Here is a 20,670-nt window from a genome sequence, read left to right as displayed (position 1 = left end):
GGAGGGCCTCGTCGTTGAGCGATGATCCCGACCGGCGACGGCCCGATCGCGGAGGCCGCGCTCGTGCAAGCCGAAGCGGCTTACTATCGCCGTCTCGCGCGGCAGGTCGAGGCCCCGTTCGGCTCGAACCGGATGCCCGCCAGGATTCCAGCGGCGATCGATGCGGGTCGTGGACGACAGGACACAGGGGCGCTAGCGATGTGGTGGAGAGGGAATGGATTGTGGGCCGGGCTGCTGGTCGCCCTGATCGTCGCCGGCGCGGGCAAGACGGGCGGTCATGCCGGAACCGCGGTCGGACTGGCGGCGTCGGCGGGGCTGATTTTCTTGTTCAGGCAATCCATCGGAACCGAATCGTCGTTGTATTCCGTCCCGGTGCGTTTTTGGCCGCCGGCGTTGCTGGTGTTGTCGGTCTTGGTGGCGTTTAGGTAAGCAGCGGCGCCGCGCGGGTTCGCGTGCGGCGCTTGGCATACTCGCTGTCTTCTTGTCCGCTTTCGTAACGCAATGTCGCCGCCGACCGCCTCCATCGAACTCGCGCCCGTCCCGGCGTCCGAGCGCATCGCCGCGCTCGACGCGCTGCGCGGTCTCGCCTTGCTCGGCATCCTGCTGAGCAACGTCTCCGGTTTCGCCGGGCCCTTGCTGGAACTGCACGACGGCATCGACCCCGCGTTGCGCGGCGGCGATTACGCGTGGTCGGCGTTCGTCTACATCGCGATCCGCGACAAGGCCTGGACCTTGTTCGCGCTGTTGTTCGGCATGGGCTTCGCCACCATGCTCGGGCGCGCGCAAACCGCGGGGCGCGGGTTCGCGGCGATCTATCTGCGCCGCAGCGTCGGTTTGCTCGCGATCGGTTTGATCCACGCGTGGCTGATCTGGGCCGGCGACATTCTGGTCACCTATGCCCTGTGCGCGTTCGCGTTGTTGGCGCTGCAGCGTTGGTCGGCCGAGCGCTGGGTCGCGCTGGGCGGCGCGCTGTACGCGAGCGGGATCGGCTTCATGCTGTTGATCGCCGCGTTGCTGGCGGTGCCCGGCGTGGCGATGGGCGGCGCCGAGGATCTGGCCGCCGCGCAGGCCGAGCGCGCGGTCGAAATCGCCGCCTACGCGCGCGGCGACTTCGCGGCGGCGACCGCGCAGCGCCTGTCGTTCTTCTTCGAGGCCACGGTGCCGGGTTGGACGGTGATGCTGCCGCTGACCTTGGGCCTGTTCCTGATCGGCGCAGGCATCGCCCGCGGCGGCGCGCTCGCCGACGCGGGCGCGTATCGCGCGCAGTGGCGCACGGCCATCGCCTGGGGCGTCGCGCTCGGCGTGGCGTCGACGGTCGCCAGCGTGGCCTTGGATCCGGCGCCGGCGATGGCGGTGTTCGGCGCGACCTCGGTGTTGGCGCAGACGCTGCACACCGCGTCGGGCCTGCCGTTGGCCTTGGCCGCGATCGGCGCGGTCGCGCTGCGCTTGCGCGACGGCGCGCGCTGGCCGCTGCGGTTCGCGCCGGCCGGACGCATGGCGCTGACGCATTACCTCGCCCAATCCCTGATCGCGACCTGGGCGCTGTACGGCCACGGTCTGGGCCAATGGGGGCGCTGGTCGTACAGCGAACTGATCCTGGCCGCGCTGGCCTTGTTCGCCGCGCAGATGGCGTTCAGCGCGTGGTGGCTGCGGCGTTTCCGTTTTGGGCCGGTGGAATGGCTGTGGCGCGCTTTCACTTACGGGCGCTGGCCGGCGTTGCGGGTCGAGTCTTCGGCGCGCTGAAAAGCAGGCGCGGACGAATCGGCTGGAAAGAGCGCGCCATGGGTGAAGGCGCGGAAGCGGCGCGCGTGGGAAACGCAAACGCCGAAAGACCGCAGCGAAAGAGCGCAACGAAAAATGAACGACCCGCGCAAGGCGGATCGCTCCCAGTGCCGCGAAAAGGAACGCAGCGAAAAAGAACGCCGCGAAAAAGAAACGGCCCGCGCGAAGCGGGCCGTTCCCTACGCCGCGAACCGCGGCGCGATGCAGCGATGGATCAGTTGACGCTCACCGCCGTCCACACCCGCGCCAGCGCGTTGTATTCGGCCGAGTTGGCGCCGTACAGATCGGTCGCCGCCTGCAGGGTCCAGGTGCGGGCCTGCGGATAGGTGGTGCTGGAGACGAAGTAGCGGGTCAGCGCGCGGTACATGATCGCGCCGACCTTGTCGCGGCCGATGCCGGCGATCGTGGTGTCGCCGTTGCAGACCAGCTGCGCCTTCGTGTAGTTGAAGCCCGCCGGCACCACCGAGCCCTCGGAGGCCAGATAGAACACGCGGTTGAGCACGCCGGAGGTGAAGTGCGGATCGTAAGTGCCGCCCTGGCCGGTCTGCGACGCGGTGAAGCCGCCCGACGGGTAGCACACCTTGGAACGGCCGTCGGCGTCCTGCTTGAACAGGATGCGCAGCGCGCTGGTGCCGTTCGGGTTGTTCTTGACCAGCTTCTCGCCCATCAGGTAATCGCCCGGGTCGTTGGCGTTGTTGGCGCTGAACTCGACCAGGGTGCCGAAGATGTCGGAGATGCCTTCGTTGAGGCCGCCGGTGTCCTTGATGTTGTAGTAGCCCAGGCGCGCGGTGGCTTCGGTGACGCCGTGGGTCATCTCGTGGCCGGCCACGTCCAGCGCCACCAGCGGCTTGAAGGTCGAGCCGTCGCCGTAGGCCATCAGCTTCTGCGAGCCGTACCAGAAGGCGTTGTCGTAGGCGTTGCCGACGTGGACGAAGCTCTTCACGCCCTTGCCGTCGTTGAAGATGCCGTTGCGGCCGTGGACGTTCTTGTAATAGTCCCAGGTCGCGGCGACGCCGTAGTACGCGTCGGCGGCGACGGTGGCGCGGTCGCTGGTGGCGTTGTTGCCCCAGGTGTTGTCGGCGTCGGTGAACAAGGGCGCGCCGGGGAAGCCGGTGGTGTAGCTCATCGAGCCCTGGGCGTCGTAGGTCGAGCCGTTGCCGCGGCTCGGGTCGACCAGACGGAAGCCGCTGGTGGTGGAATCGGTGACGATGCCGACGTTGCCGATCAGCAAGGTCTTGCCGGTGCCGTTGGAGGCGGCGGTCTGAATGCGGTCGTCGGCCTGCAGCAGCTTGCCGTTGCCGGCGTCGACGAAGTAGGTGATGTGGCCCGGCATCGGGTCGTTGCGGCGGTCGCCGTGCAGTTCCAGCTGATAGGCCAGGGTCGGCTCGACGCCGCGCGCGAACACCACCAGCCCGGCGTTGTCGATTTGGCGCACCTGGCCGTCGAAATGGGCGCCGGCCTCGACCTTGGCCTGCTCCAGGCCGATCTTCGGCTGTAGCTCGGGGCGCGCGTTGGTGCGCATGTTGTCGCCCTGGCTGATCGACTTCAGCTGGCCGTTCTGGCTGTGCACGACGAAGTCGCCGCCGACCACGGGCAGGCCGTTGTAGCTGCGCTCCATGCGCACGTGCTCGGTGCCGTCGCGGTCGACCATCACGTCGCGGGCGGCGAAGGCGTCGTGGGCGACGCGGTGCACCTGATCGCCGGCGACGCCGGCGAGCAGGCCGCGCGCGCGCGCCGCGGCCGGGGACGCGTCGGCTTCGGCTTCGCCGGCCGAGGACGCGACCAGATCGCTGCCCGGACGCGCGCCGGTGCCGGCGAACAGCGCCGCCAGCGGGGTCTTGTGGTGCGCGGCGACGGCCTGCGGCGCGCTGGCGTCGGCGTGGGCGGCGAGGTTCGCGGCCGGCGACGGCGCGGCGTCGGCGACGCGGCCGAGCAGATCGGCGCCGGCTCCGGTGCGGCCGGCGACGAGGGCCAGCGCGGCGACGACGGCGCTGGCGAGCAATGCGGTCTTGAGTTGCATCTGCGGTCTTCCCCTTGAAAAGTTAGGAAACGGCGGCCAACGCGCGCCCGTGCCGCGACGGTGGCGGACAGTGGGTCGGGAGCGGATGGACCCGCGGCGCTCGGCGCTTGCGTAGGCGCGCCGATGACGGGCGGGTAGGAAGACGTTAGGCGCGCGCAGCGAGGGTTGCGATGAGAAACCAGTTCTTTGCGTCACACAATCGGGCAGACCACTACGCAACCTGTCACACATTGCGTCGTCGTAATGAATCCGCGGCGCGGGTGGGCGATGCGCGCGGTTCGCGTCGCCGTCGCCGTCGCGAATTCGCCGGCGGCGAAACGCGAACGGCCCGCGCGAGCGGGCCGTTCGTGCGCACCGCGAATCGCGGCGCGATGGGGCGATGGATCAGTTGACGCTGACCGCCGACCAGGCGCGGGCCACGGTCTGATACTCGGTCGAGTTCGCGCCGTACAAATCCGCCGCCGCCTGCAAGGTGCCGGCGCGCGCGCCGGGGTAGTCGGTGCTGGAGACGAAGTACTTGGTCAGCGCGCGGTACCAGATGGCGCCCGCTTTGGCCCTGCCGAAGCCGGCGACGCCGGTATCGCCATTGCAGGACAAGTCGCCGACGCTCACGCCCGGAAAGTTCTGCGGCACGACCGAACCCTGGGACATCAGATAGAACGCCAGATTGGCCACGCCGGAGGTGAGGTGCGGGTCGTACTTGCCCTTCTGCGCCGTGTCCGCGGCCGTGAAGCCGCCGGCGGGGTAGCACTTGAACGACGTTTTGCCGCCGGTTCGCCACGTCGAATCGAGGTTCTGCTGGAACATCACCCGCAACGGTTGTTCTTGGGTGCTGCCGTTGACCGGCCTGTAGTGGAGATTTTCGCCAATCAGGAAGTCGCCGGCGTCGGAGGCGTTGCCGACGCTGAACTCGACCAAGGTGCCGAAGATGTCGGACACGCTTTCGTTGAGGCCGCCGGAGTCCTTGATGTTGTAATACCCCAACTTCGCGGTCGCGCCGGTAACGCCGTGAGTCATTTCGTGGCCGGCCACGTCGAGAGCGACCAGCGGGAAATTGCCGTTGGTCGCATCGCCGTCGCCATAGATCATGTTGGTGCCGTCCCAGGCCGCGTTGAAATAGTCTTGGCCGTAGTGAACGTAGCTCTTGACGCCTTTGCCGTCGTTCTTGATTCCGTTGCGTCCGTGCACGATCTTGTAGTAATCCCAGGTCGCCGCCACGCCGTAGTGGGCATCGACCGCGGCGCTGGCGCGATCGGTGGTGGCGCTGTTGCCCCAGACGTTGTCGGTATCGGAGAACGCCTTGCCGAGGAAGGTGAACTCGTAGTTCTGCGCATCGAGCGTCTGGCCGCCGCCGCGCGAAGGATCGGTGAGCGCGTAAGCGTTGCCGCTCGAATCGGTCACGATGCCGATGTTGCCCAGGAACAGGCTCTTGCCGGTGCCCTGCGCGGCGGCGGCTTCGACATGGTCCTCGGCTTCCAGCACGCGCCCGTTGCGGGCATCGACGAAATAGGAGAACACGCCCGGCGTCTGATCGTTGCTGCGGTCGCCGCGCAGATCGACTTGATAGGCCAGGGTGGGTTGCATGCCATTACGGGCATACACCACCAGCTTGGCCGGATCGAGTTCGGCGACGCGGCCGTCGAAACGCGCGCCGGCTTCGGTGCGGGCCTGCGCGGCGCTGACGACGGGCTTGAGCTCGGGCCGCGACAGGGTGCGCATGTTGTCGCCCTGGGTGACCGAGAGCAACTGGCCGTCGCGCGAATGCACGACCATGTCGCCGCCGATCACCGGCAGGCCTTCGTAGCTGCGCTCCATGCGCACGTGCTCGGTGCCGTCGCGGTCGATCATCACGTCGCGGGCGTTGAAGCCGTCGTTGCGGGCGAGATTGACCTCGCGCGCGCCGACGGTGGCGAGCAGGCCGCGGGCGCGCTCGGCGGCGGCGGTGCGGTCGGCTTGTTCCTGCGAATGGCTGGCCCACGCCTGGCGGGCGCCGGGACGGGAGGCGGTGTCGATGAGCGCGCGCAGCGCGGCGGCGTGGCGGGTTTCGGCTGCAGCCGAGGGCGTGGCCTGGGCGGACGTCGCCACGGCCGGAGTTTGTGCCCCGCCGGTATGGGCGTTGTCGCCAGCGCGCGCGGCTGCGGCGGTAAGGACGGCATCGTCGGAACGGACGGCGTACGCGGTCAGGCCGGCGAGCGCGGCGAGGACGGCGGTGCTGAGCAGAGCGGTCTTCAATTGCATGAAGCGAATCCCCTGTGGAAAGCGCTGCGGAAGGACGGCGTCCGGGGCGTTCGGGCGGAAGGCCCGATGCGGCGGAGGCCGGCGTGACGCCGCGATGAGCGACCCGGTGGCGACGGGGCGATGCAGCTGTGCGTCAGAGGGCAGGTTAGGCGCCGGCGAGGCCGCGCCGCGATGCGCTGCGCGAGTTCAGCGGCGTTCGAAATGTGATTCGCGTTGCGCGAGCGTCGAAATTCAGACGCGTCCTAATTCGTCGTAAAGCAGGCCGCGGCGAAACGTCGGGAGATCCCGCGGCGCGTGCGGCGCTTGCGCTTCGTCGGCCGAAGCCAGATTGGGGCGCCGCCGCGGCCGGCCGACGCGGCTAGGAATTTCGCTGCGGAAACAAGAACGGCCCGCTTTCGCGGGCCGTCCGTGCGCGCCGCGAACCGCGGCGCGATGAGGCGATGGATCAGTTGACGCCGGCCGCCGACCAGGCGCGGGCGACCGTCTTGTACTCGGTCGAGTTCGCGCCGTACAAATCCGCCGCCGCCTGCAAGGTGCCGGCGCGCGCGCCGGGGTAGTCGGTGCTGGAGACGAAGTACTTGGTCAGCGCGCGGTACCAGATCGCGCCGAGCTTGGCGCGACCGATGCCGACGATGCTCGTGTCGCCGTTGCACACCAGCTTGGCCGGGGTGTAGCCGCCGAAATCGTAGGCGGAGGTCGCGGCGAAGCCCTTCGGCACCACCGCGCCCTCGGCCAGCAGGTACGCGAAGCGGTTGCCGACGCCGGAAGTGTTGTGCGGATCGTACTTGCCGCCGGACGCCGTCGCCGAACCGCTGAATCCGCCCGCCGGATAACAGTTGATCGAGCCGCCGTCGCTGGCTTGGTCGAACATCTTGCGAAGCGCCTGCGGGCGGTTGGGGTCGCCCCAAGAGCTGGCCGGGTAGATCTTCTCTCCGATGAGATAGTCGCCCGTATCGCTGGCGTTGCCGGTGCTGAATTCGACCAGCGTGCCGAAGATATCGGAATTGGCTTCGTTGACGCCGCCGCTGTCCTTGACGTTGTAGTAGCCGAGCTTGGCGGTGGCGTCGTTGACGCCATGCGACATCTCATGGCCGGCGACGTCCAGCGCGACCAACGGGGTGTTGCCGTTGCTCCAGTCGCCGTCGCCGTAAATCATCAGCATCGTTCCGTTGGAGAACGTCGCCATCCCCGCGTTGAAGTAGCCGTTGCCGTAATGCACGTAAGCGTCGATGCCCTGGCCGTCGTTGCGCAGGCCGCGACGGCCGTGCACGACGGCGTAGTAGTCCCAGGTCGAGGCGATGCCGTAGTGAGCATCGACCGCGGCCGTGGCACGGTCGCTGGTGGCGTTGTTGCCCCAGACGTTGTCGGCATCGTTGGGCAACGTAGCCACCTTGAAGCTGTCGAGGATCACGGCCTCCTCCGCGGGCGTGGTGCTGTCCTTTTCGATCAGCGGATCCGCGGTCTTGTTCAACATGTCCAGCGTGCGGGCGCCGCCGCGCGAGACGTCGACCAGTCGATAACCGTTCGCGGTCGAGTCGGTCACGATGCCGACGTTGCCCAGGGTCAGCGTCTTGGCGGTGCCGTTGGCGGCGGCGGTCTGGAAGCGGTCCTCGGCTTCCAGCACGCCACCGGTGCGGGCGTCGACGAAGTAGGACATCACGCCCGGGTCCTGGCTGCCGTTGCGCGCGCCGTTGAGGCCGACCTGGTACGCCAGGGTCGGTTGCATGCCGTTGCGCGCGTACACCACCAGCTTGGCCGGATCGGTTTGGGCGACCTGGCCGTCGAAGCCGGCGGCGGCGACGGTCTGCGCCTGGCTGGCGCTGATGGCCGGCTGCAGGTTCGGGCGCAGGGCCGTATGCATGTTGCTGCCCTGGGTGACCGAGAGCAGTTGGCCGTCGCGCGAATGCACGACCATGTCGCCGCCGATCACCGGCAGGCCTTCGTAGCTGCGTTCCATGCGCACGTGCTCGGTGCCGTCGCGGTCGATCATCACGTCGCGGGCGTTGAAGCCGTCGTTGCGGACGAGATTGACCTCGCGCGCGCCGACGGTGGCGAGCAGGCCGCGGGCGCGCTCGGCGGCGGCGGTGCGGTCGGCCTGTTCCGGCGAATGGCTGGCCCACGCTTGGCGGGCGCCGGGACGCGAGGCGGTGTCGATGAGCGCGCGCAGCGCGGCGGCGTGGCGGGCGGCGGCCGCGACCGAGGGCGTGGCGTGGGCCGGCTTCGCCACGGCCGGAGCTTGCGGCATGCCGATGCCGGCGTGGGCGGCGGTAAGGACGGCATCGTCGGAACGGACGGCGTACGCGGTCAGGCCGGCGAGCGCGGCGAGGACGGCGGTGCTGAGCAGAGCGGTCTTCAATTGCATGGAGCGAATCCCCTGTGGAAAGCGCTGCGGAAGAGCGGCGTCCGCGACGCTCGGGCGGAAGGCCCGATGCGGCGGCGCCGGCGTGACGCCGCGATGGGCGGCCCGGTGGCGACGAGTCGATGCAGCGGTGCGTCAGAGTCAGGTTAGGGGCCGGCGAGCCCGCGCCGCGATGCTCCGCGCGGGTTCAGCGGCGTTCGAAATGTGATTCGCATTGCGCGAGCGTCGAAATTCATACGAGTCCTAATTCGCCGTGAACGAAGCCATGGCGGGACGTCGACAGATACAGCGGGATGCACGGCGCTTGCGTTTAGTCGGCCGAAGCCAGGTTGGGGCGCCGCCGAAACCGGCCGACGCGGCTAGGAAGTTCGCTGCGGAAACAAGAACGGCCCGCTTTCGCGGGCCGTCCGTGCGCGCCGCGAACCGCGGCGCGATGAGGCGATGGATCAGTTGACGCCGGCCGCCGACCAGGCGCGTGCGACCGTCTTGTACTCGGTGGAATCCGCGCCGTACAAATCCGTCGCCGCCTGCAAGGTGCCGGCGCGCGCGCCGGGGTAGTCGGTGCTGGAGACGAAGTACTTGGTCATCGCGCGGTACCAGATCGCACCGAGCTTGGCCGGGCCGATGCCGACGATGGCGGTGTCCGTGTTGCAGACCAGCTTGGCCGGCGTATAGCTGGTGAAGCCCTTCGGCGTCACCGCGCCTTGCGACAGCAGATAAGCGAAGCGATTGGTGACGCCGGACGTGAAGTGCGGGTCGTACCTGCCGCCCTTGGCGGTGTCGGCGCCCGAGAAACCGCCGGCCGGATAGCAGTTGATCGAGGTGCCGTCGTTGGCCTGATCGAACATCCGGCGCAGCGCCTTCGGGGTGCCGAACGACGAGGGGGGATAGATGTTCTCGCCGATCAGCCAGTCGCCCGGGTCCTTGGCGTTGTTCGCGCTGAACTCGACCAGGGCTCCGAAGATGTCGGAATTGCCCTCGTTCAGGCCGCCGCTGTCCTTGACGTCGTAGTAGCCGAGATTCGCGCTGGCGCCGTTGAACAAGTGCGCCATCTCGTGGCCCGCCACGTCGAGCGCGACCACCGGCGTGTTGCCGTTGCTCCAGTCGCCGTCGCCATAGATCATGGCGTAGGAGACGAAGTTGCCGTCCGCGTCGGTCAGCGTGGTGGCGCCGGCGTTGAAGTAGTTCGTGCTGAAGTGCACGTACGCCTTGATGGCGCTGCCGTTGTTGTCGATCCCGGTGCGGCCGTGGACCGTCTTGAAGTAGTCCCAGGTCGCGGCGACGCCGTAGTGGACGTCGGCGGCGGCGGTGGCGCGGTCGGATTTGGCGTTGTTGCCCCAGACGTTGTCGGCGTCGGTGAAGATCTTGGCTGCGGCGAGATCGGCATCATTGCTGCCGGTCTTGTTGAAGATGTCGATGGTCTCGGCACCGCCGCGCGACACGTCGACGAGCCGGTAGCCGCTGCCGGTCGAATCGGCGACGATGCCGACGTTGCCCATGGTCAGCGTCTTGCCGGTGCCGTTGGCGGCAGCGGTTTCATAGCGGTCTTCCGCCTGCAGCACGCTGCCGTTGCGGGCGTCGAGGAAGTACGACACCACGCCCGGGTCCTGGCTGTCGTTGCGGGCGCCGCGCAGGTCGACCTGGTAGGCGAGGGTCGGTTCGATGCCGTTGCGGGCATAGACCACCAGCTTGGCCGGCGAGAGCTGGGTCACGCGGCCGTCGAACTGCGCGCCGGCTTCGGTACGGGCCTGGGCGGCGCTGAGGTCGGGCTTGAGGCGGGGACGCGCGGTGGTGCGCATGTTGCCGCCCTGGGTGACCGAGAGCAGTTCGCCGTTGCGCGAATGCACGACCATGTCGCCGCCGACGACCGGCAGGCCTTCATAGCTGCGTTCCATGCGCACGTGCTCGGTGCCGTCGCGGTCGATCATGACGTCGCGGGCGTTGAAGCCGTCGTTCTTGACGAGATTGACTTCGCGCGCGCCGGCGGTGGCGAGCAACTGACGCGCGCGTTCGGCGGCGGCGCTGGCGTCGGCCTGCTTGGGCGAGCTGGAGGCCCACGCCTGGCGGGCGCCCGGACGCGAGGCGGTGTCGATCATCGCGCGCATCGCGGCGGTGTTCTGCGCCGCCTGAGCGAGGGCGATGGCGTGCGCCGGGCCGGTCGGCGCCGCCGCCTTGGCCGGCGCGCCGGCGAGGGTTGGGGCGGTGGACGCGGTGCCCGGCGCGGTAGCGGAGTAGGCGCCGTAGAGGCCGAGCCCGGCGAGCGAGGCGACGACGGCGGAGGCGAGTAGAGCGGTCTTCAACTGCATGGAGCGAATCCCCTGTGGAAAGCGCTGCGGAAGGACGGCGTCCGGAGCGTCGGGCGGGTGGGCCCGGTGCGGCGGCGCCGGTGTGACGTCGCTGCGGGCGGCCCGGTGGCGGCAGGCCGATGCAGCGATGCGTCGGGAGTCACGATAGAAGCCGTCGAAGCTACGACGCGATGCGCATCACAGATTCGCCGGCGATCAAAATGTGATACGCGTCGCGCGGAAGTTCAATTCAGACGCGTCCTAATTCGACGTGCGGCAGGCGACGAGCGAACGCCGGGAGAGCAGCGGAGCGTGCGAGCGAGCGCTTGCGCTTCGTCCGCACGCGCAAAGGCGAACGCCGAGGAAGCCGGCGACGGCCGCCGGGTACTTCAAGCGCCAAAAAGAACGGCCCGCTTTCGCGGGCCGTTCCTACCTGAGCGCCGCCGCGGCGGCGCGATGCAACTGCGGGTCGGTCAGTTGACGTTGACCGCCGACCAGGCCCGGGCCACGGTCCGGTACTCGGTCGAGTTCGCGCCGTAGAGTTCGGACGCGGCGTCCAGGGTGGCCTTGCGCACGCCTGGGTAGTCGATGGCGGAGGTGAAGTGCAGATTCATCGCGCGGTACCAAATCGCGCCGGCCTTGGCCAAGCCGAGCCCGGCGATGGTCGTATCGCCGTTGCCGCAATTGAGATCGGCGACGGCCACCTCGGGATAGTTGGCCGGGACGACCGCGCCCTGCGCCACCAGATAGAACGCGAGGTTGCCCACGCCGGAGGTTTTGTGCGGATCGTTGACTTGGCGTTGACCCGTTTGCGAGGCGAACCCTCCGGCGGGATAGCACTTGAGCGAGGGAAGGGCGGGATTCTCCGCCGCATCCAGATTCTGCTGGAACATCGCCCGCAGCGCCTTCTTTCCGTCGGGCTTGGAGTAGACGTTCTCGCCGATCAGGAAATCGCCCGGATCCTTGGGGTTGTTGACGCTGTACTCGACCAAGGTGCCGAACGCGTCGGACCACGACTCGTTGACGCCGCCGGTGTCTTTGACGTTGTAGTACTGGAGTTTGGCGATCGCGTAGGAAACGCCATGGGTCATTTCATGGCCGGCCACGTCCAAAGCGATCAGCGGAGCGTAGCCGCTGGCGGGGTCGCCATCGCCGTAGTACATGACCGAATTGTTGAAATCCCAAAATGCGTTGACGAGGTTCTGGCCGTAGTGCGTGTAGCTCTTCACGCCGTTGCCGTTGTTGGCCACGCCGTTGCGCGCGAAGACGGTCTTGTAGTAGTCCCAGGTCGCGGCCACGCCGTAGTGGACTTCGGCGGAGACGCTGGCGCGATCGGAGGCGCTGTTGTTGCCCCACACATTGTCGGCGTCGACGGCGAGGCTGGCGGAGTACGTGGATTGCGCGTTGCCGGCGTCGAAGGTTTGGGCGTTGCCGCGGCTGGCGTCGATCAGCTTGTAGCCGTCCGGCTGGATCGTCATGCCGGTGGGGCCGAACACGTAGCCGCCGCCCTTCGCCCATTGCGTGTCGATGGCGACATCGCCCAGGTTGATCGTTTTGGCGGTGCCGGCGATGGCCATGAGGTGGTCCTCCGCCTCCAACAGGCGGCCGTCGTCGGCGTCGAGAAAGTAGGAGAACGAACCCGGGATCTGGTCGTCGCGGCGGCCGCCGCGCACATCGACCTGATAGGCGAGCGTCGGCTCCACGCCGTTGCGCGCGTACACCACCAGCTGGCCCGGGTCGATTTCGGCGACGCGGCCGTCGAAATGGCTCGCGGCCTCGGCGCGGGCGCGGGCGGCGTCGATGCCCGGTCGGATGTCCGGCCGGTCGGTGGTGCGCATGTTGGCGTTCTGGTTGATCGCGAGCAGTTGGCCGTCGCGCGAGTGCACGACCATGTCGCCGCCGATCACCGGCAAACCGCGGTAGCTGCGCTCCATGCGCACGTGCTCGGTGCCGTCGCGGTCGATGGTGATGTTGCGGGCGTTGAAGGCGTCGTTCCGGGCCAGATGGACTTCGCGTGCCGCGACGCCGGCGAGCAGGCCGCGGGCGCGGTCGGCGGCGCCGGTGCGGTCGGCTTGTTCGGAGGAGCCGCTCGACCATGCGCTGCGCGCACCGGGGCGCGAGCTGGTGTCGGTCAGCGCCTTCAGTGCGGCGGCGTGGCGCAGTTCCGCCGCGGTGGAGGGCATGGCGTGGGCCGGCGCCGCCACGGCCGAGGCTTGCGCGGTGCCGACGCCGTGGGCGTGGGCGACGGGGCCGTCGGCGCGCGCGCCGGCGGCGGTGCGGACGGTGTCGCCGGAGCGGACGGCGTAGGCGCTCAGGCCGGCGAGCGCGGCGACGACGGCGGAGGCGAGTAGAGCGGTCTTCAACTGCATGGAGCGAATCCCCTGTGGAAAGCGCTGCGGAAGGACGGCGTCCGGGGTGCCGGGCGGTGGCACGGTGCGGCGACGCCGGTGTGACGTCGCTGCGGGCGGCCCGGTGGCGGCAGGCCGATGCAGCGGTGCGTCGGGAGTCACGTTAGGAGCCGCCGAGACCGCGTCGCGATGTGCGTCACGGTTTCGGCGGCGATCAAAATGTGATCGGCGTCGTGCCTGAGTTCAATTCAGACAAGTCTTATTTCGACGTGCGGTAAGCGGGCGGCGAGGCGCCGGGAGCGGAGCGCGAAAGGCGACGTGCCGGGTGCTCGGCCGAGGGCACGCTGCGCGCTGATCGAGCGTGCCGGCGCTACCCGCGGCCGCCGGCAACGGCCCAATCCGAACAGCCCGTCGACCGGATTCGCCCGAACCGGCCGCCGGACCGCGCAAAGTCGCCGCGGCACGTGCGCATCGCCGAAACCCTGCATCCGATCCACACCGCATCCAGCCGCTCGCGCGCTCGTTACTATGTCCGGGCCGCCGCGCCGTGCGCGCGGCGCGGTATCCATCAGGCGACGGAGCACGATGAGCGCAGTGCAGGCGGTAGAGGGCCCGGCCGATCCGGCCGGAGGGCGGCGCGAGGATGTGGTGATCGTCGGCGCCGGCGTGATCGGCCTGGCCTGCGCGCTGATCCTGCTCGAAGACGGGCGCCGGGTGCGGGTGATCGACGCCGGCCGCATCGGCGGCGGCAGCTCGCACGGCAACTGCGGCACCATCACCCCCAGCCACGCCACCCCGCTGGCCGCGCCGGGGGTGATCGCGCAGGCGCTCAAGTGGGTGCTGACCCCGGACGCGCCGCTGTACCTGCACCCCAAGCTCGACCCGCAGCTGTGGGGCTGGCTGCTGCGCTTCGCCGCGCGCTGCAACGAGCGCGATTGGCGGGTCAGCGCGCAGGCCAAGGCGGCGCTGCTCAACGATTCGCGCGAGCGGCTGCAGGACTGGGTGGCGCGGTACGGCTTGGTCTGCGAGTTCGACGGCGCCGGCCTGGATTACGTATTCCGCTCCGAACCCAGTTATCTGCACGCCCAGCACGAACTCGACCTGCTGCGCGAATTCGGCGTCGGCGTCGAGCTGATCGACGGCGGCGCCTACGAGGCGCAAGACCCGGCGTTCAAGCCCGGCGTGGTCGGCGCGATCCGCTTCGCCCACGACGCGGTGCTGCGCCCGGACCGCTACGTCGCCGAACTCGCGCGCGCGGTGCGCGAACGCGGCGGCGAACTGCAGGAGTACTGCGCGCTGCGCGATCTGCGCGAGGACGCCGACGGCGTCGCGCTCGACACCAGCCACGGCGTGCTGCAGGCGCGCGAGGCGGTGGTGGCGCTGGGCGCGTGGTCGCCCAAGCTCGCCGACGCCATCGGCCTGCCCGCGCTGAAGAGCGCGATCCAGCCCGGCAAGGGCTATTCGATCACCTACGACCGGCCCGCGCTGCTGCCCAAGCGGCCGGTGGTGCTGAAGGAACCCAAGGTCTGCGTGACCATGTGGGACAGCGGCTACCGGCTCGGCAGCACCATGGAGTTTTCCGGCTACGACGAGAGCCTCAACCCGCGCCGTCTGGCCGCGCTGGAGCGCGGCGCCGCGCAGTTCCTGCACGAACCGCTCGGTCCGGTCGAGCGCGAGCGCTGGTACGGCTGGCGGCCGATGAGCATCGACGACGTGCCGCTGATCGGCCGCGTGCCCGGCCGCCGGCGCCTGTGGATCGCCAACGGCCACGGCATGATGGGCGTGAGCATGAGCGCCGGCACCGGCCAGCTGTTGGCCGACCTGATCGGCGGGCGCGCGCCCGCGATCGACCCGAATCCCTATCGACCGGAGCGCTTCGCATGAGCGACCGCGACACCCAAGCCCAGTTCGACCTCATCGTCGTCGGCGGCGGCTCCGGCGGCCTGGCCGGTGCGTTCCGCGCCGCCGAGCACGGCGCGCGCGTGGCCTTGCTCGAACCGGGCCTGCTCGGCGGCACCTGCGTCAACGTCGGCTGCGTGCCGAAGAAGGCGATGTGGCTGGCCGCCGACGTCGGCGCCAAGCTGCGCATGGCCCAATCGCTGGGCTTCGCCGTCGACGCGCCGCCGCAAGAAACCTGCGAGCTGGATTGGCCGACCTTCATCGTCCACCGCCAGCGCTACATCGCCGGCATCCACGACAGCTACCGCAAGCGCCTGGACAAGGCCGGCATCGTGGTCGCGCCGATGCGCGCGCGCCTGCTCGACGCGCGCACGGTCGAATGCGAGAACGGCGCGCGCATGGGCGCCTCGCGCATCCTCATCGCCACCGGCGGGCACGCGGTCAAACCGGCGATTCCCGGCGCCGAACTCGGCGGCACCTCCGACGATTTCTTCCAATGGACCGCCGCGCCGCAGCGCGTCGGCATCGTCGGCGCCGGCTACATCGCGGTCGAGCTGGCCGGCGTGCTGCAGGCGCTGGGCAGCCACGTCGAACTGTTCGCGCGCGGCCAGCGCTTGCTGGAAGGCTTCGACCACGAGATCACCGCGCAACTGGCCGACGACTACTGCCAAAGCGGCGTGCGCCTGCATTTCGGCCACGCGGTGGCGGCGCTGGAAGCCGACGGCGCGCGGGTGCGCGTGCGCGGCGCCGACGGTTCGCTGAGCGAGCCGTTCGACAAGCTGCTGTTCGCGACCGGACGCAAGCCCAACACCGCCAACGTAGGCCTGGAAAACGCCGGCGTGGCGCTGGACGACGACGGCTTCGTCCGCATCGACGCGCTCAACGCGACCAACGTGCCCGGCATCGACGCGGTCGGCGACGTCAGCACCGATCCGCCGCTGACGCCGGTCGCCATCGCCGCCGCGCGCCGCTTGATGGACCGCGTCTACGGCGGCCGCGAGTCGGTGCTGGACCGCGCCGACATCCCCACCGTGGTGTTCGCGCACCCGCCGATCGGCAAGGTCGGGCTCACCGAGGAGCAGGCGCGGACGCGACATGGTGACAATCTGCACATCTACCGCGCCGGGTTTCGGCCGATGCTGTACGCCCTGGCCGAGTCGCCGCAGCGCAGCCTGTTCAAGCTGGTCTGCGTCGGGCCGGAGCGCCGCGTGGTCGGCATCCATCTGCTCGGCGAGGCCGCCGACGAGATGCTGCAAGGCTTCGCGGTGGCGCTCAAGCGCGGCATCACCCTGGACGACCTGCGCGACACGGTCGCCATCCATCCGACCAGCGCCGAGGAAGTGGTGCTGATGCGCTGAAGGGCTCGCCCTCGCGTCCGGTCGGCCGTCGATTCGAACACTGATCGGGACGCACAGATGAGCAAGGGCAGGGCGGGCGGAAGGCGAAGCGGCGCGATGCGCGCGGCGATGGTGGCGGCGTTGGCCGCGATGTTCGGACCCGCGGCGGCGCAAGCGCCGTTGCGGATCGAAGATTTGCTCAGCGCGCCGCAGCCCGAGCAGCTCACCGCCGCTGCTGCCGCGCCGACGATCGCCTGGGTCGCGAACGAACGCGGCGTGCGCAACCTGTGGGCCGCGCGCGCGCCGCAGTTCGCGCCGCGCCGGCTCACCGCGTTCGACGAGGACGACGGCCAGCTGATCGGCAGCCTGCAATTCAGCCGCGACGGCCGCTGGCTCGCCTACGTGCGCGGCGGCAGCGCCGACGCGGCCGGCAACAACAGCAATCCCACCGGCGATCCCGACGGCCAAGAGCAAGCCGTGTGGGTGGTCGCCAGCGACGGCAGCGGCAAGCCGCAGCGCGTCGCCGCCGGCCGTTCGGCGATGTTCGCGCCCAACGGCGACGCGCTGATCGTGCAGGGCCGCGGCGTAGGCTGCTACGCGCTGCCGGGCGCGAGCGCGCCGGGCTGGTGCAAGGAAGCGCTGATCAAGACCCGCGGCGCCAACGCCGCGGCCGAGTTCTCGCCCGACGGCAAGTCGCTGGCCTTCGTCAGCAACCGCGGCGATCACGCCTTCGTCGGCCTGCTCGATCTGGAAAAGCGCGAGGTGCGCTGGATCGGCGCGGACTTCAACAACGACGCCAACCCGGCGTTCTCGCCCGACGGTCGCCGCATCGCGTTCCTGCGCACGGCGGCGAACAAGCCGGGCGATGCTTTCGATCTGACCAAGGCCAATCCGTTCGAGATTTGGGTCGCCGACGCCGACAGCGGTTCGGCCAAGCGCGTGTTCCGCTCCAGCGAAACCGCCGGCGGCTACGCCCAGTTCAACGGTGCCGATCCGCTGCTGTGGAGCCGCGACGGCCGCCTGATCTTCGCCTCCGAACAAAGCGGCTGGCTGCATTGGTATGCGATCTCGCCCGAAGGCGGCGCGCCGTCGCCGCTGAGCCGCGGCGAGTGCGAGGCCGAAACCGTCGCGCTCGCCGACGACGGCGCGTTCGTGTTCAGCGGCAACTGCGCGCAGATCGATCACCGGCAAGTGTTCAGCGTCGACGCGCAGGGCAAGGCGCAGACCTTGCTGACGGCGAAGGACGAGATCGCCACCGAACCGCTGCCGCTGGCCGGCGGCGAGTGGATCGCGCTGCGCCACGCCGACGCGCGTCGGCCGACCGCGATCGCGGTGATGCCGCGCGCCGGCGGCGAGCTCAAGCGGATCTTCCCGGCGCAGTTGCCCGAACAGTTCCCGCTGAGCCGCTTGGTGGAGCCCAAGACGATCGCGCTCAAGGCCGGCGACGGCGTGGTCTCGCACGCCACCGTGTTCGAGCCGCCGGCTTCGTTCAAGGGCAAGCGCGCCGCGCTGGTCTACGTGCACGGCGGCCCGATCCGGCAGATGCTGCCGGGCTGGCACTACAGCAGCTATTACTACAACGACTACGCCAGCAACCAATGGCTCGCCAGCCAAGGTTATGTGGTGCTGGCCCTCAATTATCGCGACGGCACCGGCTACGGCCAGAAGTTCCGCCTCGCCGACAAGCAAGGCCCGCGCGGCGCGTCGGAGTATCAGGACGTGCTGGCCGCGCACGCGTGGCTGGCCGCGCGCGGCGACGTGGACGCGCGCCGCATCGGCATCTACGGCGGTTCCTACGGCGGCTTCCTGACCTCCAGCGCGCTGGCGCGCAACTCCGACCTGTTCGCCGCCGGCGTCGACCGCCACGGCGTGCACGACTGGCGCGAAAGCGCGAAGGGCGGCGACAACAGCGGTTTGTGGGGTCTCAAGCCGGACGAGTTGGAGACGGCGTATCAGTCCTCGCCGATGTCGCGTCTGGCCGGCTGGCGTTCGCCGGTGCTGGTCGTGCACGGCGACGACGACCGCGCGGTCAAATTCTCCCAGGGCATCGATCTGGTCGAACGCCTGCGCGAGCGCAAGCTGCCGGTGGAAACGCTGGTGCTGCCGGACGAGGACCATTTCTTCCTGCGCTACGCGAGCTGGCTGCGCGTGCACCGCGCCACCGGCGAGTTTTTCGACCGCCAACTCAAGCCCGGCCGGGGCGAATGACGCGATCGCCGGCCTGCGCGCTCATCGCGCAAGCCGGCGGCCGCCCGCGCGCAGTACCATGGAGCGGTTCCGCCGGCGCCCGCCGGCCGGCCTGGATGCGAACGACACCATGAACATTCCCGCCCCCGTCTGGCCCGTGTTTCAGCTGCACCGCGGCCACGCGCCGCTGCTGATCAGCCTGCCGCACGACGGCTCGATGATTCCCGACGAATTCTCCGCGCGCATGGTCGAGTCCGCGCGCCACGCGCCCGACACCGACTGGCACGTCTCGCGCTTGTACGACTTCGCGCGCGAGCTCGGCGCCTCGATCCTGGTGCCGCGCTATTCGCGTTACGTCGTCGATCTGAACCGCCCGCCGGACGACACCTCGCTGTACCCGGGCCAGAACACCACCGGCCTGTGCCCGGCGGTGCAGTTCAGCGGCGAGGCGGTGTATCTCGACGGTCAAGCGCCGGACGAGGCCGAAGCGGCGCGACGCGTGGAGCTGTATTGGCGTCCGTACCACGACGCCTTGGTCGCCGAACTCGACCGCATCCGCGGCGAACACGGCCGCGCGCTGCTGTGGGAAGGCCATTCGATCCGCGGCGAAGTGCCGTTCCTGTTCGAAGGCCGCTTGCCCGATCTCAACCTCGGCACTTCGGCCGGCAAGAGTTGCCTGCCGGCGACGCAGGCGCGGCTGGAAGCGGTGCTGGCGGGGCAGGGCGACTACGACTGGGTCGCCAACGGCCGTTTCAAGGGCGGTTACATCACCCGCCATTACGGCGATCCCGAAATCGAAGTCGAGGCCGTGCAGTTGGAGCTGAGCCAGCGCAACTACATGGACGAGGACTCTTTCGTTTACGACGAAACCAAGGCCGCCCAGCTGCAGCCGTTGCTGCGCGCGCTGCTGCAGGCGGCGCTGGGTCCGCAGCGCGGATGAGCCCGGGCAGCGACGGCGGCGAAACGACGGCCGGCCTCGCGCCCGCGCTCGCGCCGCTGTCGCTCGCGCAGGCGCGCGCGCTGCACCTGCACGCGCAAGGCCTGCTCGCGCGGCCGCGCAAACGCGCGCGCAAGGCCGACGCGCTGGCGGCGATCGCGCGCATGCAACTGCTGCAGATCGACACCATCCACGTCGTCGCGCGCAGCCCGTATCTGGTGCTGTTCTCGCGCCTGGGCGAGTATCCGCCGCGCTGGCTGGAGGAGTTGCTGGCCGAACGCGCGATCTTCGAGATCTGGGCGCACGAAGCCTGCTTCGCGCCGATGGACGATTACCTGCTGCACCGCAATGCGATGCACCAGCGCGAACACCATTGGGCGATCCGCAACGCGCAGCGCCATCGCGGTACTCGCGGCGGCGACATCGACCGGTTGCTCGCGCACATCCGCGAACTCGGCCCGGTCAAATCCTCGGATTTCGAGCGCGAGGACAAGGGCAGCGGCGGCTGGTGGGGCTGGAAGGACGAAAAGCGCTGGCTCGAAGCCGGCTTCGCCCTGGGCGAGCTGATGGTGGCGCGGCGCGAGAACTTCCAGCGCGTCTACGATCTGGCCGAACGCGTCGCCGGCGCCGCGGTGCCGGATTGGAACCGCGTCGAGATCGATCCGGCGCAGGTGCGGCGCACCACCGTTCTCAAATCCGTCGCCGCCCTCGGCATCGCCCAGGCGCGCTGGATCGCCGACTACTACCGCACCAAACCGCGCCTGCGCGACCGCGACCTGGACGAACTGGTCGCGCAAGGCGCGCTGCGCCGCGTGGCGGTGAAAGGCTGGGACGCGCCCGGCTACGTCCATCCCGACCACGCCGACGCGCTGGCCAAGGCCGCCGCCGGCCGCCTGCGCGCGACCCACAGCGCGCTGCTGTCGCCGTTCGACCCGGTGGTGTGGGACCGCGAACGCGCCAGCGAATTCTTCGGCTTCGACTACACCTTGGAGTGCTACACGCCGGAGCCCAAGCGCCGCTACGGCTATTTCGTGCTGCCGATCCTGGTGCGCGGAAGGCTGGTCGGCCGATTGGACGCGAAAGCGCACCGCGCCGCGGGCGTGTTCGAGGTCAAGGCCTTGTATCTGGAAGACGGGATCGACGCCGACGAAGCGCTGGCCGGCGATATCGCCGCGGCCATCGACGACTGCGCGCGTTGGCACGGCACGCCGAAGGTGAAGCTGGGGCGGTGCCGGCCGGCGGCGTTCGCCAAATTGTTGAAGGCGGCGTTGCAGTGAG

At 69.6% G+C, this 20,670-nt stretch carries 13 protein-coding genes; 8 read left to right on the top strand and 5 right to left on the bottom strand.

Annotated features, from left to right (window positions below; genetic code table 11):
* Window positions 1–21 precede the first annotated feature (21 nt).
* The 3 genes from J5226_RS22405 (at window position 22) to J5226_RS22395 (ending at window position 2,004) form a co-directional block, all read left to right on the top strand.
* Window positions 22–429, top strand: coding sequence for a hypothetical protein (locus J5226_RS22405; protein WP_215837145.1), 408 nt, complete (start codon window positions 22–24; stop codon window positions 427–429).
* Between the two features lie 72 nt (window positions 430–501).
* A complete protein-coding gene (locus J5226_RS22400) occupies window positions 502–1,743 on the top strand; it encodes a DUF418 domain-containing protein (RefSeq protein WP_215837144.1) in 1,242 nt (413 codons plus the stop codon).
* A gap of 114 nt (window positions 1,744–1,857) precedes the next feature.
* A complete protein-coding gene (locus J5226_RS22395; protein ID WP_215837143.1) occupies window positions 1,858–2,004 on the top strand; it encodes a hypothetical protein in 147 nt (48 codons plus the stop codon).
* Here the strand turns inward: J5226_RS22395 and J5226_RS22390 are convergent.
* From J5226_RS22390 to J5226_RS22370, 5 genes are all read right to left on the bottom strand, one after another.
* Window positions 1,997–3,802 carry a M4 family metallopeptidase gene (locus J5226_RS22390; RefSeq protein ID WP_215837142.1) on the bottom strand — a complete coding sequence of 602 codons (1,806 nt, stop codon included), beginning with the start codon at window positions 3,800–3,802 and terminating at the stop codon, window positions 1,997–1,999. The genes J5226_RS22395 and J5226_RS22390 overlap by 8 nt on opposite strands.
* Before the next feature lie 384 nt (window positions 3,803–4,186).
* The gene (locus tag J5226_RS22385) at window positions 4,187–6,040 is read right to left on the bottom strand and encodes a M4 family metallopeptidase (protein WP_215837141.1); all 1,854 of its coding nucleotides are present in this window, start codon (window positions 6,038–6,040) and stop codon (window positions 4,187–4,189) included.
* 445 nt (window positions 6,041–6,485) lie between these two features.
* Complete coding sequence (locus tag J5226_RS22380) at window positions 6,486–8,402, bottom strand: M4 family metallopeptidase (protein ID WP_255322893.1); 1,917 nt, start codon at window positions 8,400–8,402, stop codon at window positions 6,486–6,488.
* A gap of 443 nt (window positions 8,403–8,845) precedes the next feature.
* Window positions 8,846–10,705 (bottom strand): M4 family metallopeptidase, encoded by a 1,860-nt coding sequence (locus J5226_RS22375; protein ID WP_255322892.1) that lies wholly within the window; start codon window positions 10,703–10,705, stop codon window positions 8,846–8,848.
* Window positions 10,706–11,157: 452 nt separating this feature from the next.
* Entirely contained in the window at window positions 11,158–13,053 is a 1,896-nt protein-coding gene (locus tag J5226_RS22370; RefSeq protein WP_215837140.1) for a M4 family metallopeptidase, read from the bottom strand.
* Between the two features lie 564 nt (window positions 13,054–13,617).
* Here J5226_RS22370 and J5226_RS22365 point away from each other — a divergent pair.
* The 5 genes from J5226_RS22365 to J5226_RS22345 all read left to right on the top strand — a co-directional run bounded on the left by J5226_RS22365 (window position 13,618) and on the right by J5226_RS22345 (window position 20,669).
* Complete coding sequence (locus J5226_RS22365; protein ID WP_215837139.1) at window positions 13,618–14,916, top strand: FAD-dependent oxidoreductase; 1,299 nt, start codon at window positions 13,618–13,620, stop codon at window positions 14,914–14,916.
* Complete coding sequence (gene gorA, locus J5226_RS22360; protein ID WP_215837138.1) at window positions 14,913–16,289, top strand: glutathione-disulfide reductase; 1,377 nt, start codon at window positions 14,913–14,915, stop codon at window positions 16,287–16,289. Before J5226_RS22365 ends, gorA begins: the two co-directional genes overlap by 4 nt.
* A gap of 96 nt (window positions 16,290–16,385) precedes the next feature.
* Entirely contained in the window at window positions 16,386–18,476 is a 2,091-nt protein-coding gene (locus J5226_RS22355) for a prolyl oligopeptidase family serine peptidase (RefSeq protein WP_215837137.1), read from the top strand.
* Window positions 18,477–18,585: 109 nt separating this feature from the next.
* Window positions 18,586–19,395 (top strand): N-formylglutamate deformylase, encoded by an 810-nt coding sequence (gene hutG, locus J5226_RS22350; protein WP_215837136.1) that lies wholly within the window; start codon window positions 18,586–18,588, stop codon window positions 19,393–19,395.
* Window positions 19,392–20,669, top strand: a complete 1,278-nt coding sequence (locus J5226_RS22345; RefSeq protein WP_215837135.1) for a crosslink repair DNA glycosylase YcaQ family protein — start codon at window positions 19,392–19,394, stop codon at window positions 20,667–20,669. The genes hutG and J5226_RS22345 overlap by 4 nt, the downstream gene beginning before the upstream one ends.
* Window position 20,670 lies beyond the last annotated feature (1 nt).

The organism is Lysobacter sp. K5869 (assembly GCF_018847975.1).
GTDB lineage: Bacteria > Pseudomonadota > Gammaproteobacteria > Xanthomonadales > Xanthomonadaceae > Lysobacter.
Note: the sequence above shows the minus strand (reverse complement) of the source record. Positions and strands in the feature narration are given on the sequence as shown.